We start from the raw sequence: 19421 nt of genomic DNA, 5'->3' as shown, positions 1-19421 counted from the left end.
TTCAACGCTCCAATTGCTTGTTTTCCTGCGGCGCCATCGAAGCGCCCGCCAAAGGCAGGCGCAGGGTGAAGCAAGTGCCCTGGCCTGGCGCCGACTGCACTTCCATCTGGCCCTTGTGGTTGTTGGTGATGATGAAATACGACACGGACAGGCCCAGGCCTGTGCCCTGGCCGACTTCCTTGGTGGTGAAGAAGGGCTCGAAGGTACGTTTGCGTACGTTTTCGCTCATGCCGATCCCGTTGTCCTCGACCTGGATTTCCGCCCAGGGCGGATTGAGCCGGGTGCGCAGGATGATGCGCCCCGGTTCGCTGTTGTCCTGGCGTTGGTGGATCGCTTGGGCAGCATTCTTCAACAGGTTGAGCAGTACCTGTTCGAGTTCGTTGGCGGTGCCGGGTACCGGGCCCAGGTTGGGGTCGAAATGGCGGATGATCGCCTGGCCCTTGAAGTCGAAGCCGATTGCCAGGTCGAAGTCGTTACCGGCGATCTCCACCGCCTGGTCGATCAGCGCCGGCAGGTCGCAGGGTGCCATCTGCCGGGTGCTGCGCCGGCTGAAACTGAGCATGTGGGTGACGATCTTCGCCGCCCGGGCACCGGCCTGCTGGATGCCGTCCAGCAGCTGCGGGATATCCCGCCCTTCGAGGTAGCGGTTGACCACCTGCAGCTCGATACCCAGTTGTTCGGCCTGTTCGAGATTCTTGGGCAGTTCCGGCGACAGGCGCCGGCGAATGTTCTGCACGTTGTGCAGGATCGCCCCCAGGGGGTTGTTGATCTCATGGGCCATGCCAGCGGCGAGGCCGCCAACGGAGAGCATTTTTTCCGATTGCACCATCATCTCTTCCAGCGACAGGCGCTGGGTGATGTCATCGATCCGGATCACCACTCCTCGCCCGGCGCCACCCATCAGCGGGTAGAAGGTCAGGGCGTAATGCCGTGCTTCATCGTCCTTGGTCCAGGTGACGCGTTCGATCTTGGCAACCGTATGCTGTTCGACCGTCTGCTTGAGTTGCGGCAGGTAGGGCTTGAGGGGCTCGAAGGCGAGGAAGATCGGCTGGTTCAGGGCTTCGTCCAGCCGGGTCCCGGAGAGGGCGCTGGCCTCCTGGTTCCATTGGGTCACGTAAAGTTGTTCGTCCAGGGCGATCAGTGCCGACGGCATGGAGTCGATGATGCTGTTGAGGTAGTTCTGGAAGCCCGTGAGCTTTTTCTCGATCTTGCTGCGTACCTGGACTTCCAGCTCCAGCTTGCGATTGGTGTGCCGGGTTTCTTCCGCCAGGCCCTGGGCCTGGTCATAGGCGGCCTGGGAGTCGTCCCGGGCGCGCTTGAGTTGCTGCTCCCGGGCCTCGATGCGTGACAGCATGGTGTTGAACGCTTCGGCCAGGCTGCCGATTTCATCGTGGTTGCCCCGGGCGGCCCGCAGGGAGTAGTTCTCCTCGCGAGTGACCTGGCGCGACAGTTCTTCGAGCTGATGAATCGGCTGGGTGATCAGGCGCTTGATCTGTTGGGCGATGACGAGCCACAGCAACACGCTGAAAATCAGGATGCCGAGGCTTGCCGTCAGAGTGCCGGTGTAGAACGCGGTGGGCAGTTCGCTGCTGGCGACCAGTAGCAGGTGTCCCGGGGACTGGCCGGGGCGGGGCAGGGTGATGACTTGGTTGCTGCGGAATTCGCCAGCCTGCCAGGCCTGCATGGTGCGGAAATGGTCTGGCAGCTTGAGCTTCTCGCCCTGCTGCAACTGCGCCAGGCGCTCGCCATCGCCGTCATACAGGGCCGCCGCTCGCAGGGGCGCATAATTGTTGAGCTCATCGAGCAGGCGCCTGGCGTTTTGCGGCGATTTCAGGGCATCGGAGATCAGGCTCGGGTTGGCGATCAGCCGGCCGATGGTCTGCAGAGCCTGGGGGGCCATGCTCTCCTGGGAAATGTAGTAGGCGGCACTGATAAAGGTCAGGTTGGCCACCAGCAGGACGGTGGTCAATAACACCAACAGGGCGGCCAGCAGCTTCTGGCCGACCGGCAGGTTTTCAAGGCGCTGGCGCAATGGCATCAGACTCGTCGCAAAAAGGGAACACGAGGCCAGCGTAGCCGCTGCTCAGTCGCTGGGCAATCCGAGGTTGTCCAGGTAAGCGATCAGCCGCTGGCGCAGTTGCTCCAGGTGCGGGACTGCCAGCTCATGGCGTTGGGCGACCTTGCAGGCATGGCCGAGCAGGTAGCTGATTTCGGTGCGACGCCGATGGGCTACGTCCTGGTGCATGGAGGAGTAGTTGGCGGCGGTGGCCTGGATCACCCGTTCGACTTCCGAATGCAGATCCTCGGCAGCGGTCGGCTGTCCGCAGCGTTCGAGCAGATCGGTGAGTTCCGCGCACAGGGTCGCGACTTCGCAGCGATGGTCCTGCAAGCCGCCATTGCTGCATTGATGCAGTACGGTGAGCGGGTTGATCGCACAGTTGAGCGCCAGTTTGCGCCAGAGCCGGGTGAGGATGTCGGCGCTCCATTCGTGGGGAATGCCGGCGGCGCTCAGGTCATCCAGCCAGATCGGCGCCACGGGGTGGGCGGGGTCGCCCAGCCACGTATAGCCGTGACCGGCGAACACCACGCGCCAATCGCCGTCGCGAAAGGCGCCCTCGGTGCTGGAGGCGCTGATGCAGCGGGCCTGGGGAACGCGGTTCGCCACCGCATCCTGGCTACCGAGGCCGTTCTGCAGCAGGATCAGCTCCGAGTCGGCGCCGAGGCGCCGGGCCACCGAGGCCACGGCCGCCTCTGCGTCATAGGCCTTGCAGGCCAGCAACAGGCGTTTGATCGGTTCGGGACTGTCCGCCGTTTCGCCCGCCACCTTGTAGCACTGCGAATGGCCCTGCTCCACCAGCGTCAGGCCGCCGGCAGCCTGGTATGCCTGCAACCGTTCTTCGTTGCGCAGGATCAGTCGCACCGGCAGGCCGGCCCGGGCCAGGCGCGTCGCCCATAATGTGCCGAGACTGCCGGCTCCCAGGACATGCCAGGTGGTGGACATCAGTTTTTCACTCGGTTTGGCGCAGGCATCTTGGGGGCTCGCGGTATGGGGTGGAAAGACTCGTTATAATGAGCGCGATTTTAACCACAAGCCAAGCGCGCGCCTTCGTTACTGGCGCGTCTTTTTTATTGGAGAACACTACATGCCGTCATTCGACGTGGTATCCGAACTCGACAAACATGAAGTCACCAACGCGGTTGAAAATGCCGTCAAGGAACTCGACCGTCGTTATGACCTCAAGGGCAAGGGCAGCTTCGAGTTCAAGGAAAAGGAACTGACCGTCAACCTTACCGCCGAAGCCGACTTCCAGCTCGAGGCGATGATCGAGATCCTCAAGCTTGCGCTGGTCAAGCGCAAGATCGATGTGCAGTGCCTGGAGGTCAAGGACGCCTACGCTTCGGGCAAGCTGATGAAGCAGGAGGCCGTGCTCAAGGAAGGCATCGACAAGGAGCTGGCGAAGAAGATTGTCGCCCATATCAAGGACGCCAAGCTCAAGGTGCAGGCCGCCATCCAGGGCGAGCAGGTGCGCGTGACCGGCAAGAAGCGTGACGACTTGCAGGAAGCCATCGCGGCCCTGCGCGCCAAGTCATTCGACATGCCGCTGCAATTCAACAACTTCCGCGACTGATATCAGGTTGTTCGCATGACGGTGGCGAGGGCGCTTGCCCCCTCGCCACGAACGGGAAAAAGGAGAACACGATGGACTTGAACGCAGAAGTGGACCACTTGATCAAGGCTTCCCAGGCCTGGATTCCGATGATCATGGAGTACGGCAGCCGCGTGCTGCTGGCGATCGTGACCCTGGCCATAGGCTGGTGGCTGATCAACAAGGTCACGCAGAAACTCGGTGCGCTGCTGGCCCTGCGTAATGCTGACCTGGCACTGCAGGGGTTCATCAGTACCCTGGCGAACATCATCCTGAAGATACTGCTGGCCATCAGCGTCGCTTCGATGATCGGTGTGGAGACCACCTCGTTCGTCGCCGCCATCGGTGCCGCGAGCCTGGCGATTGGCCTGGCATTGCAGGGCAGCCTGGCGAACTTCGCCGGTGGCGTGCTGATCCTGCTGTTCCGTCCGTTTCGCATTGGCGACTGGATCGAGGCCCAGGGCGTCGCCGGTACGGTCGACAGCATCCAGATCTTCCACACCGTGCTGCGTACCGGTGACAACAAGACGGTGATTGTGCCCAACGGCAACCTGTCTAACGGCATCATCACCAACACCAACCGTCAGCCGACCCGCAAGGTCGTGTTCGATGTCGGCGTGGACTACCAGGCTGATCTGCAAAAGGCTCGGGAAGTATTGCTGGAGCTGGCCAAGGATGAACGCGTGCTGAGCGATCCGGCGCCTGAAGCGGTGATTTCCACCCTGGGCGACAGTTCCATCACCGTGTCGTTGCGCATTTGGGTCAAGACCGCGGACTACTGGAACGTGATGTTCATGCTCAATGAGCAGGCCCGGGATCGTCTGAAGGATGCGGGCATCGATATTCCGTTCCCACAGCGGGTGATCCGGGTGGTTCAGGAAGGCGCGCAGGCGTAGATTTTCCTGAAGGTAGGCTGGCTTGCCAACGATGCTTCCGTTTGAGTGACTCGTTGGTAAGTGCCCTGGATATAAGCAATAAAAAAGGCCCATCCGAAGATGGGCCTCTTTTTTGATTACCGCGAACAGACTTTCGGCAATTACAGAACCGAAATCGGGTAGTCGACGATCAGGCGGAACTCTTTGATATCGCCTTCACCTTCGTCGGCGTTGGCGTGGTGCCAGGCTTGACGAACGCGGAAGGAGAGATCCTTGGCTGGGCCAGACTGAACAACGTACTTGGCTTCCAGGTTGGTTTCGTTGTGCTTGCCGTCTTCGCCATACAGACCAGCGTAGGCGCTGCCAGTTGGAGTGTTGGTGCCGTCGATGTCCCAGCCTTTCACGTAACGGGTCATGAAGCTCAGACCAGGAACGCCGTACTCGGCCATCTTCAGGTCGTAACGGATCTGGGCAGATTTCTCGTTAGGACCGTTGAAGTCGGAGTACTGGATGGAGTTGGCGAGGAAGATCGAGTCGCCGCCGCGGTTGTTGGTACCCACGCCGATGTAGTCGAACGGAGTATCACCGTTGATCTTCTGGAAGGCGACCGTAACGGTGTGTGCTTTCAGGAACGAGTAAGCAGCAGCCAGGGAGAAGGCGGTGTTGCTGATGTCGCCGGCTTTGGCGCTACCTGCGTCGGTGGTGCGGTAGATGTTACCGTCCAGGTTCAGGGACTGATCGCCACCCATTGGAATGGTGTAGTTCAGGTTACCGTAGTACTGGTTCCAGATGTCTTCCAGCTTGGCGCCGTAGACCGATGCGCTCAGGTTGTCAGTGAACGCGTATTTGCCACCAGCGTAGTCGATGGTGTTGGCTTCGACGCCGGCGTAGGTCGCCCACAGGCCGCCGTCGCGAGCGTTACGGTCCTGGCTGGTGCCCGAATAGAAGTGACCGGCTTCGAGGTCAAGATTCTTGACTTCGCTGCTCTGCAGTTGGAAACCGCTGGCAGTTTGAGGCAGGACGCGGGAGCCGCCAATTGCAAACACTGGAGCAGTGCTTGGCTGCATGTCGCCGACTTTCAGCTCGGTTTTGGAAACACGGAACTTGATGGCCGCGCCGGCTTTACCTTGGCTGTCGTTGACTTCGCCATCGGCGTCGCGGCTCATGTTGCCTGTGCCGCCAGTACCGTCGCCGCCGTCCAGCTTGAGTGCCAGGTAACCGAACGCATCAACGCCGACACCTACAGTACCCTGGGTGTAACCGGAGCTGAAGTTGCCCCAGATACCTTGGGTCCAGTCTTTCTGATCGGTTGCACCATCTTTCCGATCGCGGTTGAAGTAATAGTTGCGCAGCAGTAAATCGAGCTTGGCGTCTTCAACAAAGCCCTTGGCTTCAGCCTGGTCACTTACGAACGGTGCGGCCGTAGCCATTTGTGTACTGGCTGCTGCAGCAACGGCCAGTGCGATCATGCTCCACTTCATCACGCGCATCGTGATTTGCTCCTTTGGTTTTAGAAGAGTACTGCCGTCCCACCTGTTTTTTTATCTGGGCGGCTCTTTCTTTTTTGTGTCGGCGCAAACTTATATCACGCTGACCCTATTGGCGATACTTGCCCATTCAACCTTGCAGCTTCTTTACGACCATGTCGCCAATGGCTCGATCCATGTCGCAATGAGGCTGTTCCGACGCAATCGGACTTGCAACTTGAATGCTGCTTATTTTTTTTCAGCGTCGGTGTAAAGAGTCCTTTATTACTGCGCCTGAAGCTCCCTGAGGGCAACCTTGCCACTTTATTTATAGGCCTGCAGGTTTCGCGTCCGGCGGTGCCCTGTAGGCGATGTCAGAATGAATGCAACAAGCATGCACAAATTCGAATTTTCGTTCACGTTTTTTTCACATTCTGCCTTCGGGTGCGGTGAAACCTCATGAAACCGGGCTCCAAAGGCCTTGTTTTAAATAGGGTTGACTGTCGGGGCGCTCTCGTGTTTGAAGCATGGAAATGCCGCGAGACAACCAAAAACGTTACCGGTTCACCCTGTCGAGTGAGTAAATCCCGGATGTTACGTGCTCTGAGCGTAGACGCATTGTGCGGTTTTGGTGCAAAAAACTTCGAGAAAAACACTGGGGCCTGATCTACCGCCGTTTTCCGACGCGCTCCTCCTGCCCGTTTCTGTATTCGGGTGCGCTGTGTTGGTGCGAACAGTTCCGGCTCGGGGTCGATCTGCTCTGAAAAAAGACGTGGGCGTCCAACTATGGATGTCACGCCGTGAACGTTCAGTCATTCGCGAGTATGCTGCCGGTCTATGTCCGAGTCATGCCCCTGGATGGCTTGAACCGGCTGTTTTCATCACGAACGAGGAGTACCGCAGTGTTTGCCTTAGATCCACGACTGCAACAAGACACGTTGCCCATTGGCGATTTCCCACTGTGTCGGCTGCTCTTGTCCAACGATTCGAATTACCCGTGGTTCATCCTCGTGCCGCGACGGGAAAATATCAGTGAATTGTTTCAGTTGGATGACACGGATCAACATCGGTTATGGAAAGAGACCACGATGCTGGCTGAGGTCCTCAAGGATTGCTTTGATGCCGATAAACTGAATGTCGCGACCCTGGGTAATGTCGTCAGTCAATTGCATATGCATGTCATCGTGCGCAAACAGGACGATGCGGCCTGGCCGGCACCGGTCTGGGGCAAACACCCGGCCCGGCCCTATACTGCAGAACAGGTAATGGCTATTCGTGAGCGCTTGCGGGTAGCCTTGACCGATGATTTCAAGTTTATGGAGGGCTGAACCATGAATCTTGAAGAGCGTGTGACCGATCTGGAAACGCGCCTGGCGTTTCAGGATGACACCATCCAGGCATTGAACGATGTGTTGGTGGAGCAGCAGCGGGTGGTCGAGCGGCTGCAGTTGCAAATGGCGGCCTTGCTCAAGCGACAGGAGGAAATGGCCGGGCAATTCGAGTCCGTCGAAGAAGAGGCGCCGCCTCCCCACTATTGATACGCCCGTACGGCAGGCCATAAAAAAACCGCGAGCAGCAGCCTGGCTGCATCGCGGTTTTTTTACGCTGAAGTCAGCGGCGCGGTAGCGCTGCGATCACATCTTCGGCCTGCAGGCCCTTGTCGCGGTGCATCACGGAGAACTCCACCCGCTGGCCTTCGACCAGTACACGGTGGCCTTCGCCACGAATGGCTCGGAAGTGCACGAAGATATCATCGCCGGAGTCGCGGGAGATGAAGCCGAACCCCTTGGAGGTGTTGAACCATTTCACCGTGCCGGTATCACGGTTGGACATGTCGTAGTTCTGCGGTGCCGCGGCCGGCGAGGACTTCTTGTTGTAGAAGCTGACGGCCAGGTGCAGGGCTACGGCGAGCAGCGCAGCGGTCAGGCTGAACAGAACGGCCGGATGACCGGCGATTTCCGGCAGGGGAGCCAGCAGGCTGAGGGTTTGCAGGGCAACGGCCAGGACCAGCAGTGCGCTGACCAGGTTTTGCAGTTGATGACGTGGACCTTTGTGCCAGTAAGGGATGACAGGCGCGAGGATCAGGTTGAGCAGGCCGAAAAAGGCCAGGTACAGCGCATCGGGATGTTGCAGGTAAGGTGTGGCTTCGGAACCCAGGCTAGGGATGAAGGACAGCAGCAGGGCAGCTGCGCCCATTAGCAAGTGGACGATTTTCAACATTTTGATTGGCTCACGGTTAAGACAGATCACAAGGAAGAGCTGCTCGAGGACGGTTCGCTTCGGAACGATGAGAGGCGTTGGACACGTACTCGAATCAGCCTATGCGCCACGCCCGGAAAATAAGCGTAGCGACACACTGTCTATTTAACAGTAAAGCCCGGGCCTTCTCAAACGGGTTACGGGCGAGTGCCGCGCTGTTCGTCGGCGGGAAAACCGGGCGGGTCCTTGAAGGTCTTCACCAAAGGGCGTTGAATTTCCTGGCGCCCTGCCTTGTCAGTTCAGGGAGTGCAGGCGATTTGTCGCAGGGTGCGAGCGGTAACACCCGCTAGAGTGAAAGGACCGCCGTTGAATTCAACACCGTCAGGAGACCCACCAACATGGCAATAGATATCGGTATCAGTGAAGAAGATCGCAAGTCCATCGTCGATGGGCTGTCACGTCTGCTGTCGGACACCTATGTGTTGTACCTCAAGACCCACAATTTCCACTGGAATGTCACCGGTCCCATGTTCCGGACCCTGCACCTGATGTTCGAGGAGCAGTACAACGAGCTGGCGCTGGCGGTGGATCTGATCGCCGAGCGCATCCGTGCCCTTGGCTTTCCCGCGCCGGGTGCCTACTCGGTGTATGCGCGCCTGTCCTCCATCAAGGAGGAAGAGGGTGTGCCCAGTGCCGAGGACATGATCCGGCAACTGGTGGATGGCCAGGAGGCGGTGACACGCACGGCGCGTGGTATTTTCCCGCTGCTGGACAAGGTCAGCGACGAGCCCACCGCCGATCTGCTGACCCAGCGCATGCAGGTGCACGAAAAAACCGCCTGGATGCTGCGTTCACTGCTGGACGAACGGTAAGGCCGGGGCGGGCGGTGATGTGTTGCCCGACATCGCCGTCCGTTTGGGGTTACCGTTGCTGCTCTTTGTATCGGCCTTTTCGATCAGTCCGCAGGCTTCCTCTGGGATAACCCATCGTGTGTAGGACGGCGTAATTCGTCGCCGGCTTGCTGTTGGCTTGTCCTACGTTGATGGTCATAAAGTCATCTGGATCTGGGCACCCCCGTTGAGCTTCCATGGGGCCACAGATTGGTTGTCCTGACTGAGAGGTTCGTATGGCAAAGGAGTGTCAACGGTATGATTCAAGGAAAAGAAGCCAGGGAGGGTGCGCAGGGGCGCTATCAGGTCATCCCCGTGGACCCGTTCGTCAGTGGGTTCGACATGCAGTTGGCCCGGCCCCTGTCCCGCTCCATCCGCCTGAACGGGTTCGCCACCTGCCTGCGGCTGGAACAGGTCTACTGGGACATCCTCGGCGACATGGCGCAGCTCAACAATTGTTCCATCAGCACCCTGTTGTCCCATGTGGACAGGGAGGTGCACCTGCGCCATGGCGGGGTGCGCAACTTCAGCGGGCTGGTGCGTGTGGTCTGCGTGGTGCATAGCCTGAAGGAGGCCGGCATGGAAGTTGTGGAACGCCACTGGCGTGGTACGCCGCGTGGCGGTGATTGAGCGGGACCGCAGGTGGATGCTCCCGGGGTGTTCCCGATTCGTTTGCCCTTTCCGGGAAAACGAGTCGGGAACGGTCCCTACGGCTGCACAGGCAGCATTTAATGGATATAATCCCGCTCTTTGCCGCAAAGCCCAGCTTTTGCGTGAGTAACCTGATCGCCGAGACAACCTCCCATGCCGATGTACGACTATCAATGTGCTTCCTGTGGTCATCAGATGGAAGTCATTCAAAAGATCAGCGAGGCACCGCTGGTCGACTGCCCTGCCTGCCAGGCGCCGGAACTGAAAAAGATGCTGTCCATGCCGGGATTCCGCCTTGGTGGCACAGGCTGGTATGAAACCGACTTCAAGACCGGCGCCAAGAAGAACCTGGCCGGTGGCGACAAAGCTGACTGAGTTGAATACGCGCGGGTTCCTGCACGGGCAGGGGCCCCAACCGAATGTCGAATTACGAGAAGTGAAACCACTACCATGATGCGCAGCCATTATTGCGGCCAACTGAACGAAAGCCTGGAAGGTCAGGAAGTTACTCTTTGCGGATGGGTCCATCGTCGCCGTGACCATGGCGGGGTGATTTTCCTCGATATCCGTGATCGTGAAGGCCTGGCCCAGGTAGTGTTCGACCCGGACCGCGCTGAAACCTTCGCCACGGCCGACCGCGTGCGCAGTGAGTACGTCGTCAAGATCACCGGCAAGGTGCGCCTGCGTCCGGCTGGCGCCGGCAACGCCAACATGGCGTCTGGCATGATCGAAGTGCTGGGCTATGAGCTGGAAGTGCTCAACGAAGCGGAAACCCCGCCGTTCCCGCTCAACGAATACTCCGATGTGGGCGAAGAAACCCGTCTGCGCTATCGCTTCATCGACCTGCGTCGTCCCGAGATGGCCGAGAAGCTGCGTCTGCGTTCGCGCATGACCACCAGCATCCGTCGCTACCTGGACGAGAACGGCTTCATCGACGTCGAGACGCCGATCCTGACCCGTGCCACCCCCGAGGGCGCTCGCGACTACCTGGTGCCGAGCCGTACCCACCCCGGTAGCTTCTTCGCCTTGCCGCAATCGCCACAGCTGTTCAAGCAACTGCTGATGGTGGCCGGGTTCGACCGTTACTATCAGATCGCCAAATGCTTCCGCGACGAAGACCTGCGTGCCGATCGTCAGCCTGAGTTCACTCAGATCGACATCGAGACCAGCTTCCTCGACGAAAAAGACATCATGGGCCTGACCGAGGGCATGATCCGCAACCTGTTCAAGGAAGTGCTGGGCCTGGAATTCGGTGAGTTCCCGCACATGACCTTCGAAGAGGCCATGCGCCGCTATGGCTCCGACAAGCCGGACCTGCGTATCCCGCTGGAACTGGTGGACGTTGCCGACCAGCTCAAGGAAGTGGAGTTCAAGGTCTTCAGTGGCCCGGCCAACGATCCGAAGAGCCGCGTAGCCGCCTTGCGCGTACCGGGCGGGGCGAGCATGCCGCGCAGCAAGATCGATGACTACACCAAGTTCGTCGGCATCTACGGTGCCAAGGGCCTGGCGTATATCAAGGTCAACGAGCGCGCCAAAGGCGTCGAGGGCCTGCAGTCGCCGATCGTCAAGAACATCCCCGAAGCCAACCTGAACGTGATCCTCGATCGCGTCGGCGCGGTCGATGGCGACATCGTGTTCTTTGGTGCCGACAAGGCCAAGATCGTCAGCGAGGCCCTGGGCGCGCTGCGGATCAAGGTAGGTCACGACCTGGAACTGCTTACCTGTGAGTGGGCGCCGATGTGGGTGGTCGACTTCCCGATGTTCGAGGAGAACGATGACGGCAGCTTCACCGCGCTGCACCACCCGTTCACCGCACCCAAGTGCACGCCGCAGGAGCTGGAAGCCAGCCCGGCGACCGCGCTGTCCCGTGCCTATGACATGGTGCTCAACGGCACTGAACTGGGTGGCGGTTCCATCCGTATCCATCGCAAGGAAATGCAGCAGTCGGTCTTCCGCCTGCTGGGCATCGACGAAGCGGAACAGGAAGAGAAGTTCGGCTTCCTGCTGGACGCCCTGAAGTATGGTGCACCACCCCATGGCGGCCTGGCTTTCGGCCTGGATCGCCTGGTGATGCTGATGACCGGCGCCCAGTCGATCCGTGAAGTGATCGCGTTCCCGAAAACCCAGAGCGCGGCCGACGTCATGACCCAGGCGCCTGGGGAAGTGGATGCCAAGGCTCTGCGCGAACTGCATATCCGTCTGCGCGAACAGCCAAAGGCTGAGTAAGGCTGGCACCTGAGGGCGCATCTTCGGATGCGCCTTTTCGTTGGTGTCGATATTTCTGATTGCCGGCGGCTGCATCCGTGCAGGGCGGGCGATGTTTCAAGAGAGAAACCGGAGCGAGTTATGGCAGGTCATTCCAAGTGGGCGAACATCAAGCACCGCAAAGAACGTCAGGATGCCAAGAGAGGCAAGATCTTCACCAAGTGGATCCGTGAACTGACGGTCGCGGCCCGCCAGGGTGGCGGTGATCCAGGTTCCAACCCGCGTTTGCGCCTGGCCCTGGACAAGGCACTGGGTGCGAACATGAGCCGCGACATCATCGATCGGGCGATCGCCCGCGGCGCCGGTGCGACCGAGGCCGATAACGTCGAAGAGCTGACCTATGAAGGTTACGGTCCGGGCGGCGTGGCGGTGATGGTCGAGTGCATGACCGACAACCGCAATCGTACCGCCGCTGCCGTGCGCCACGCCTTCAGCAAGTGCGGTGGCAACCTGGGAACCGATGGTTCGGTGGCCTATCTGTTCGAGCGCAAGGGCCAGATCAGCTTTGCGCCGGGGCTCGATGAGGACGCCCTGACGGAGGCGGCGCTGGAAGCCGATGCCGACGACGTGGTCGGCCATGATGACGGCTCGTTCGACGTGTTCACGTCGTTCTCCAGCTTCTACGCGGTGCGCAACGCCTTGGAGGCTGCCGGTTTCAAGCCAGCCGACGCGGAAATCGTCATGCAACCGACCACCAGCGCCGAGCTCGACCTGGAGGGCGCCGAGAAAGTCCTCAAGCTGATCGACATGCTCGAAGACCTGGATGACGTGCAGAACGTCTACTCCAACGCCGACATTCCGGAGTCGGTGGCTGAACAGCTGGGCTGATGGCTTCCTTTTAACTGCACGAATGCCGATGTGGGAGCGAGCTTGCTCGCGATAGCGATACTTCAGTCAGCACTGTGCTTGCTGACCCGACGCCATCGCGAGCAAGCTCGCTCCCATAGGTCTGGTCAAATTCTCTTCGAACCGCAGGCGTTATGACTTTAATCCTTGGTATCGACCCTGGTTCGCGTATCACCGGCTACGGTGTGGTTCGCGACACCGGGCGTGGCTGCGTGTATGTGGCTTCCGGCTGCATCCGTACCGGGGCGGGCGAGCTGCATGAGCGTCTGCAGATCGTTTATCGCGGGGTGCGCGAGGTCATCCAGACCTACGGCCCGGTCACCATGGGGATCGAAAAGGTGTTCATGGCGCGCAATGCCGATTCTGCATTGAAGCTGGGACAGGCCCGGGGCGCGGCGATCGTTGCCGGGGCCGAGGAAAGCCTGGAGATCGCCGAATACACGGCGACCCAGGTCAAGCAGGCCGTGGTCGGAACGGGGGCGGCGAACAAGGAGCAGGTGCAGATGATGGTGATGCATTTGCTGAAGTTGGTCAGCAAGCCGCAGATCGACGCCTCCGATGCCCTGGCCATAGCCATCTGTCATGCCCATACCCGTTCCAGTCTCTTGCCTCATGGGCTGGGAACCGCACGCAGTCGTGGCGGCCGCCTGCGTCTCTGATAGCATCTGCGCAATCATTCATGAGCCTGAGCATCGAGTGCCTGTGTCGTCGGCCTCATGCCCCGGTTGTTACCTGCCAGCCAGCGGCTGGCCAACGCCCAAGGATCTGAAACGTGATTGGACGCTTGCGCGGCACCCTGGCTGAAAAACAGCCACCGCACCTGATTCTGGATGTAAATGGCCTGGGCTATGAGCTGGAAGTGCCCATGACCACGCTGTATCGCTTGCCGTCGGTCGGCGAGCCCCTGACATTGCATACCCATTTGGTCGTGCGCGAGGACGCGCAGTTACTCTATGGCTTTGTCGGCAAGCGCGAGCGGGATTTCTTCCGCGAGTTGATCCGCCTCAATGGCGTCGGTCCGAAACTGGCCCTGGCCTTGATGTCGAGCCTGGAAGTCGACGAGCTGATTCGTTGCGTGCAGTCCCAGGACACTTCCGCACTGACCAAGGTGCCAGGCGTGGGCAAGAAAACCGCCGAACGCCTGCTGGTCGAGCTCAAGGACCGGTTCAAGGCCTGGGAAACGGTGCCGGCCATGTTCGCCCTGGTGCCGAACCAGCCGGACGCGCCGATGCCGGCGGCCAGCGCCGAAAACGATGCGGTCACGGCGCTGATCTCCCTGGGCTACAAGCCGCAGGAAGCCAGCAAGGCGATTTCCGCCATCAAGGAAAAAGGCCTGAGCACCGAAGATATGATCCGCCGTGCCCTGAAGGGAATGATTTAAGTGATTGAAGCCGATCGTCTGATCGCCGCCACGGGCGCGCCCCGTGACCGCGAGGAAATCCAGGACCGTGCGATTCGCCCGGTCAGCCTGGCCGACTACATCGGCCAACCGACCGTGCGCGAGCAGATGGAGTTGTTCATCCAGGCCGCCCGCGGGCGCAGCGAGTCCCTGGACCACACCTTGATCTTCGGGCCGCCGGGGCTGGGCAAGACCACCCTGGCCAACATCATCGCCCAGGAAATGGGCGTGTCGATCAAAAGCACGTCGGGGCCGGTTCTTGAGCGGCCGGGAGACCTGGCGGCGCTGTTGACCAACCTCGAGCCTCATGACGTGCTGTTCATCGACGAGATCCATCGGCTGTCGCCCATCGTCGAGGAGGTGCTATACCCGGCCATGGAGGATTTCCAGCTGGACATCATGATCGGCGAAGGGCCGGCGGCGCGCTCCATCAAGCTGGACCTGCCACCGTTCACCCTGGTGGGGGCCACCACCCGCGCCGGCATGCTGACCAATCCCTTGCGCGACCGGTTCGGCATTGTCCAGCGCCTGGAGTTCTACAGCAACGCGGACCTGGCGACGATCGTCAGTCGCTCGGCAGGTATCCTCGGGCTGCCGCTGGATCCGGAGGGTGCCTACGAAGTGGCCCGTCGGGCCCGGGGCACGCCGCGTATCGCCAACCGCCTGCTGCGCCGGGTCCGGGACTTCGCCGAGGTCCGGGCCAAGGGGCACATTACCAAGCCGATTGCCGACCTGGCGTTGAACCTGCTGGACATCGACGAGCGTGGCTTCGACCATCAGGACCGCCGTCTGCTGCTGACCATGATCGAGAAGTTCGATGGCGGGCCGGTGGGCGTGGACAGCCTGGCGGCGGCCATCAGCGAAGAGCGCCATACCATCGAAGATGTGCTGGAGCCTTACCTGATCCAGCAAGGCTATATCATGCGCACCCCTCGCGGGCGCGTGGTGACGCGGCATGCCTATCTGCACTTTGGCTTAAACATTCCGACACGAATGGGGGAGATGCCAGTGGTAGACGAATTCCTCGATGCCGTGGACGATTGACCGACCTCTTTGCGGCGACTTTTTTCCGGTTCGTGCTGTCCCAGACAACGCCCGGAGCGTCAATGCACTCGAGAATGAAAAAACAGTTGCCTGGCCGGATTGGCAACCTGAGGAGTAAGCACTAGAGTATGCGCGCGCAAAACGGGCTGGAGTCGTTCGCACATCGCTGTCGCGTTTATTACGAGGACACCGATGCCGGCGGCATCGTCTACTACGTCAATTACCTCAAGTTTATGGAACGGGCTCGAACCGAACGGCTGCGGGAACTGGGTTTCGCCCAATCCGCGCTGGCAGGGGAGGACCTGTTATTCGTCGTGCATTCCAGCGAAGCGCGCTACCACGCGCCGGCGCGACTGGACGACGAGCTTCTGGTAAGTGCCGATGTCATCGAATTGAACCGTGCCAGCCTGCGCTTCAAGCAGCAGGTGAGGCGGGCAACGGATAACGCGCTGCTCTGCGAAGGGCAGTTTTTGGTGGCCTGTGTGCGCACCCATAGTTTGAAACCCCGGGCCATTCCCGAAGCTCTACGCGCGGCCTTTGCCGGCGTGAGCGGCGCGGGTACACACTCAGAGCAGGAGATAAAGCGTGGAAGCTAACGTCGTCGACCATTCCTCCATGTGGAGCCTGGTCAGCAATGCCAGCGTTGTAGTGCAGTTGGTAATGCTGACCCTGGTAGCCGCATCGGTGACTTCATGGATCATGATATTTCAGCGTAGCAACATGCTGCGCGCCGGTCGCCGTGCCCTGGAGAGCTTCGAAGAGCGCTTCTGGTCCGGCATCGACCTGTCCAAGCTCTATCGCCAGGCCGGCAGCAACCCGGACCCTGACTCGGGCGTCGAGCAGATCTTCCGCGCCGGTTTCAAGGAATTCTCCCGCCTGCGCCAGCAGCCTGGCGTCGACCCTGAAGCGGTGATGGAAGGTGTGGCCCGTGCCATGCGCGTCGCCATTTCCCGTGAGGAAGAGAAGCTCGAGCAGGGCCTGCCGTTCCTGGCCACCGTCGGCTCGGTCAGCCCGTACATCGGCCTGTTCGGTACCGTGTGGGGGATCATGAACTCCTTCCGCGGCCTGGCCACCGCCCAGCAGGCGACCCTGGCCACCGTAGCCCCGGGTATCGCCGAAGCGCTGATCGCCACGGCCATTGGCCTGTTCGCGGCCATCCCCGCCGTTATCGCCTACAACCGCTTCGCTGCCCGCAGCGAAACGCTGACCAGCCGTTACTACACGTTCGCCGATGAGTTCCAGGCGATCCTGCACCGTAAAGTGCACACCAGCGAAGAATAAGCAGGTATTTCCCAATGGCTTTAATCGCTCGAGCCCGAAACAAGCGCAAGCCGGTCGCCGAGATGAACGTGGTGCCCTACATCGACGTGATGCTGGTGCTGCTGGTCATCTTCATGGTGACCGCGCCGATGCTCAACCAGGGGGTGAAGGTCGATCTGCCCAAGGTTTCCAGCGAAGCCTTGCCGCAGGACAACAACACCCAGGTGCTGACCATTTCGATCAAGGCTGACAAGACCTACTACTGGAACCTTGGCAGCGAAGTCGACACCGAGAAGCAGCAGGACCGGGCCATGACCTTGCCGCAGATGACCGATGCGGTGACCAAGATCATTCGCGTCGGCAACGATGCCGGCAAGCGTACCCAGGTCTTCATTCGCGGCGACAAGACCGTCGACTATGGTGCCGTGATGGGCGCCATGGGTGGTCTGCAGAAAGCCGGAGTCGGTAATGTTGGCTTAATCACTGAGGCGCCCTGATGCAGCAACAGCGAGAGCCATCCGCCTCGGAAAGCTACTTCTGGCCCAGCGTCTGGGCGATTGGCCTGCATGTGCTGGTGTTCGGCATGCTGTTCGTCAGTTTCTCCATGACCCCGGAGCTGCCGCCGGCCAAGCCGATCGTGCAGGCGACCCTGTACCAGCTCAAGTCCAAGAGCCAGGCCACCACGCAGACCAACCAGAAGATTGCCGGCGAGGCGAAGAAGTCTGCCGCGCGCCAGACCGAAGTCGAGCAGATGGAGCAGAAAAAGGTCGAGCAGGAAGCGATAAGGGCCGCGGAACAAAAGAAAGAGGAAGCTGCTCAAAAGGCCGAAGAAGCGAAGAAGGCCGACGAGGCCAAGAAAGCTGACGAGGCCAGGAAAGCCTACGAGGCGAAGAAAGCCGCCGAGGCCAAGAAGGCAGAAGAGAAACAATTGGCTGATATAGCCAAGAAGAAAGCCGAAGAAGAAGCCAAGAAAGCCGCGGAAGAAGAGGCCAAGAAAGCGGCCGCTGAAGAGGCGAAGAAGAAGATCGTCGAGGACGCGAAGAAGAAAGCGGCCGAAGACGCCAAGAAGAAAGCTGAAGCTGAAGAGGCGAAAAAGAAAATCGCCGAAGACGCGAAGAAGAAAGCCGCCGCCGACGCCGCCAAGAAAAAGGCCCAGGACGCAGCGCGTAAATCCGCCGAAGAGAAAAAGGCCCAGGCCCTGGCAGATTTGCTTTCCGACACGCCGGAGCGCCAGCAGGCCTTGGCCGATGAGCAGGGCGATGAAGTCGCCGGCAGTTTCGATGATCTGATTCGTGCCCGGGCGGCGGAAGGCTGGGCTCGTCCACCTTCGGCGCGTCAAGGCATGACGGTGGTATTGCAGATTGGCATGTTGCCTGATGGCACGGTGGCCTCGGTCAGCGTGGCCAAGTCCAGCGGTGACGGGCCTTTCGATGCTTCGGCGGTTGCAGCGGTCAAGAACATTGGACGATTGACGGAAATGCAAGGAATGAAGCCGAGCGATTTCGCTCCGTATCGTTCATTCAAGATGACATTCACACCTGAGGATCTAGCCTTGTGAGAAACCTTCTTCGAGGAATGCTTGTCGTTATCTGCTGCCTGGCAGGGATAGCGGTGGCAGAGGAAAAGAACATTCTGGTCACCAGCGGCAGCGATCGGGCCACCCCGATCGCCGTCGTACCGTTCGGCTGGCAGGGCGGTAGCGTCCTGCCAGACGACATGGCGGAAATCATCGGCAATGACCTGCGTAACTCGGGTTACTACGCGCCGATTCCGAAACAGAACATGATCAGCCTGCCGACCCAGGCCAGCGAAGTCATCTACCGTGACTGGAAGGCCCTGGGCGCCCAGTACATCATGGTTGGCAGCATTGTGCCGGCCGGTGGCCGACTGCAAGTGCAGTACGCCCTGTTCAACGTCGCCACCGAGCAGCAAGTGCTGACCGGCAGCGTGTCGGGCAGTGTCGATCAACTGCGCGACATGGCGCACTACATCTCCGATCAGTCGTTCGAGAAACTCACCGGCATCAAGGGTGCGTTCTCTACCCGCATGCTCTACGTGACGGCCGAGCGCTTTTCCGAGAAGAACACCCGCTACACCCTGCAGCGTTCCGACTACGATGGCGCTCGCGCCGTGACCCTGCTGCAATCGCGCGAGCCGATCCTGTCTCCGCGTTTCGCGCCCGATGGCAAGCGCATCGCCTATGTGTCGTTCGAGCAGAAGCGTCCGCGCATCTTCGTCCAGCACATCGACACCGGTCGTCGTGAGCAGATCACCAATTTCGAAGGCCTGAACGGGGCGCCGGCCTGGTCGCCGGATGGCAGCCGCCTGGCGTTCGTGCTGTCCAAGGACGGCAACCCGGACATCTACGTGATGAACCTGGCTTCGCGATCGATCTCCCGCGTCACCAGTGGCCCGGGCATCAATACCGAGCCGTTCTGGGGCAAGGATGGTTCGACCATCTACTTCACCTCCGACCGCGGCGGCAAGCCACAGATCTACAAGACCAGCGCCGGTGGCGGCGGTGCAGAACGCGTGACGTTCGTGGGTAACTACAACGCCAACCCTAAACTGTCGGCGGATGAAAAGACCCTGGTGATGATCCATCGCCAGGATGGCTTCACCAATTTCAAGGTGGCGGCTCAGGATTTGCAGCGCGGTAGCGTAAAAATCCTCACTGATAGCACTCTGGACGAGTCGCCTACTGTTGCGCCCAACGGCACCATGGTAATCTACGCCACCCGCCAGCAGGGCCGGGGAGTCCTGATGCTCGTGTCCATTAACGGACGCGTGAGGCTCCCGCTTCCTACCGCTCAAGGCGAAGTCAGAGAACCGTCCTGGTCCCCTTACCTGAACTGACGCGGCGCAATACGTTTTACTTA

21 protein-coding genes are annotated in these 19421 nt (G+C 60.2%); 17 read left to right on the top strand and 4 right to left on the bottom strand.

The annotated features are described in order from the left end of the window. Position 1: 1 nt before the first annotated feature. Positions 2 to 2038, bottom strand: a complete 2037-nt coding sequence (locus AC1M7R_RS05365; RefSeq protein WP_490610277.1) for a sensor histidine kinase — start codon at positions 2036 to 2038, stop codon at positions 2 to 4. 45 nt (positions 2039 to 2083) lie between these two features. Then, positions 2084 to 3001 (bottom strand): putative 2-dehydropantoate 2-reductase, encoded by a 918-nt coding sequence (locus tag AC1M7R_RS05360; RefSeq protein ID WP_072395162.1) that lies wholly within the window; start codon positions 2999 to 3001, stop codon positions 2084 to 2086. A gap of 142 nt (positions 3002 to 3143) precedes the next feature. On the opposite strand from AC1M7R_RS05360, the gene AC1M7R_RS05355 reads away from it, so the two are divergent. Together AC1M7R_RS05355 and AC1M7R_RS05350 are read left to right on the top strand one after the other, a co-directional pair. Then, complete coding sequence (locus AC1M7R_RS05355; RefSeq protein WP_072395160.1) at positions 3144 to 3629, top strand: YajQ family cyclic di-GMP-binding protein; 486 nt, start codon at positions 3144 to 3146, stop codon at positions 3627 to 3629. 71 nt (positions 3630 to 3700) lie between these two features. Further along, positions 3701 to 4543 (top strand): mechanosensitive ion channel family protein, encoded by an 843-nt coding sequence (locus AC1M7R_RS05350; protein WP_072395158.1) that lies wholly within the window; start codon positions 3701 to 3703, stop codon positions 4541 to 4543. A 140-nt stretch (positions 4544 to 4683) separates the two neighbouring features. On the opposite strand, the gene AC1M7R_RS05345 is transcribed toward AC1M7R_RS05350, so the two are convergent. Continuing rightward, entirely contained in the window at positions 4684 to 6012 is a 1329-nt protein-coding gene (locus AC1M7R_RS05345) for an OprD family porin (RefSeq protein ID WP_072395156.1), read from the bottom strand. A gap of 878 nt (positions 6013 to 6890) precedes the next feature. Here AC1M7R_RS05345 and AC1M7R_RS05340 point away from each other — a divergent pair. Then, positions 6891 to 7316 (top strand): HIT domain-containing protein, encoded by a 426-nt coding sequence (locus AC1M7R_RS05340; protein WP_072431895.1) that lies wholly within the window; start codon positions 6891 to 6893, stop codon positions 7314 to 7316. 3 nt (positions 7317 to 7319) lie between these two features. Further along, entirely contained in the window at positions 7320 to 7526 is a 207-nt protein-coding gene (locus AC1M7R_RS05335) for a SlyX family protein (protein WP_053146960.1), read from the top strand. A gap of 73 nt (positions 7527 to 7599) precedes the next feature. On the opposite strand, the gene AC1M7R_RS05330 is transcribed toward AC1M7R_RS05335, so the two are convergent. After that, on the bottom strand, positions 7600 to 8208 hold the full coding sequence (locus tag AC1M7R_RS05330; RefSeq protein ID WP_072431881.1) for a cold-shock protein: 609 nt from the start codon (positions 8206 to 8208) through the stop codon (positions 7600 to 7602). 377 nt (positions 8209 to 8585) lie between these two features. Between AC1M7R_RS05330 and AC1M7R_RS05325 the strand changes: the two genes are divergently transcribed. The 13 genes from AC1M7R_RS05325 to tolB all read left to right on the top strand — a co-directional run bounded on the left by AC1M7R_RS05325 (position 8586) and on the right by tolB (position 19398). Continuing rightward, on the top strand, positions 8586 to 9059 hold the full coding sequence (locus AC1M7R_RS05325; protein ID WP_024776472.1) for a Dps family protein: 474 nt from the start codon (positions 8586 to 8588) through the stop codon (positions 9057 to 9059). 276 nt (positions 9060 to 9335) lie between these two features. After that, complete coding sequence (locus AC1M7R_RS05320; RefSeq protein ID WP_072395152.1) at positions 9336 to 9707, top strand: ribbon-helix-helix domain-containing protein; 372 nt, start codon at positions 9336 to 9338, stop codon at positions 9705 to 9707. A gap of 174 nt (positions 9708 to 9881) precedes the next feature. Next, positions 9882 to 10103, top strand: a complete 222-nt coding sequence (locus AC1M7R_RS05315) for an FmdB family zinc ribbon protein (RefSeq protein WP_042728755.1) — start codon at positions 9882 to 9884, stop codon at positions 10101 to 10103. 75 nt (positions 10104 to 10178) lie between these two features. Beyond that, positions 10179 to 11954, top strand: coding sequence for an aspartate--tRNA ligase (gene aspS, locus AC1M7R_RS05310; RefSeq protein ID WP_072395150.1), 1776 nt, complete (start codon positions 10179 to 10181; stop codon positions 11952 to 11954). A 120-nt stretch (positions 11955 to 12074) separates the two neighbouring features. Next, complete coding sequence (locus AC1M7R_RS05305) at positions 12075 to 12821, top strand: YebC/PmpR family DNA-binding transcriptional regulator (RefSeq protein ID WP_072395148.1); 747 nt, start codon at positions 12075 to 12077, stop codon at positions 12819 to 12821. A 152-nt stretch (positions 12822 to 12973) separates the two neighbouring features. Beyond that, the gene (gene ruvC / locus AC1M7R_RS05300) at positions 12974 to 13498 is read left to right on the top strand and encodes a crossover junction endodeoxyribonuclease RuvC (protein WP_024776477.1); all 525 of its coding nucleotides are present in this window, start codon (positions 12974 to 12976) and stop codon (positions 13496 to 13498) included. A 113-nt stretch (positions 13499 to 13611) separates the two neighbouring features. Beyond that, complete coding sequence (gene ruvA / locus AC1M7R_RS05295; protein ID WP_072395144.1) at positions 13612 to 14220, top strand: Holliday junction branch migration protein RuvA; 609 nt, start codon at positions 13612 to 13614, stop codon at positions 14218 to 14220. Then, complete coding sequence (gene ruvB / locus AC1M7R_RS05290) at positions 14221 to 15282, top strand: Holliday junction branch migration DNA helicase RuvB (RefSeq protein ID WP_072395127.1); 1062 nt, start codon at positions 14221 to 14223, stop codon at positions 15280 to 15282. Between the two features lie 128 nt (positions 15283 to 15410). After that, positions 15411 to 15878: a tol-pal system-associated acyl-CoA thioesterase gene (gene ybgC / locus AC1M7R_RS05285; protein WP_072395125.1), complete on the top strand. Its 468-nt coding sequence runs from the start codon at positions 15411 to 15413 to the stop codon at positions 15876 to 15878. Next, complete coding sequence (gene tolQ / locus AC1M7R_RS05280) at positions 15868 to 16563, top strand: protein TolQ (protein ID WP_072395123.1); 696 nt, start codon at positions 15868 to 15870, stop codon at positions 16561 to 16563. The genes ybgC and tolQ overlap by 11 nt, the downstream gene beginning before the upstream one ends. Before the next feature lie 23 nt (positions 16564 to 16586). Next, positions 16587 to 17039, top strand: coding sequence for a protein TolR (tolR, locus tag AC1M7R_RS05275; RefSeq protein ID WP_161796096.1), 453 nt, complete (start codon positions 16587 to 16589; stop codon positions 17037 to 17039). Beyond that, a complete protein-coding gene (tolA, locus tag AC1M7R_RS05270; protein ID WP_490610276.1) occupies positions 17039 to 18100 on the top strand; it encodes a cell envelope integrity protein TolA in 1062 nt (353 codons plus the stop codon). Before tolR ends, tolA begins: the two co-directional genes overlap by 1 nt. Then, positions 18097 to 19398 (top strand): Tol-Pal system beta propeller repeat protein TolB, encoded by a 1302-nt coding sequence (gene tolB / locus AC1M7R_RS05265; protein WP_072395119.1) that lies wholly within the window; start codon positions 18097 to 18099, stop codon positions 19396 to 19398. Before tolA ends, tolB begins: the two co-directional genes overlap by 4 nt. The last annotated feature ends 23 nt before the right edge of the window (positions 19399 to 19421 follow it).

The sequence above is a fragment of the Pseudomonas sp. MS01C9 genome, from assembly GCF_058202755.1.
Note: the sequence above shows the minus strand (reverse complement) of the source record. Positions and strands in the feature narration are given on the sequence as shown.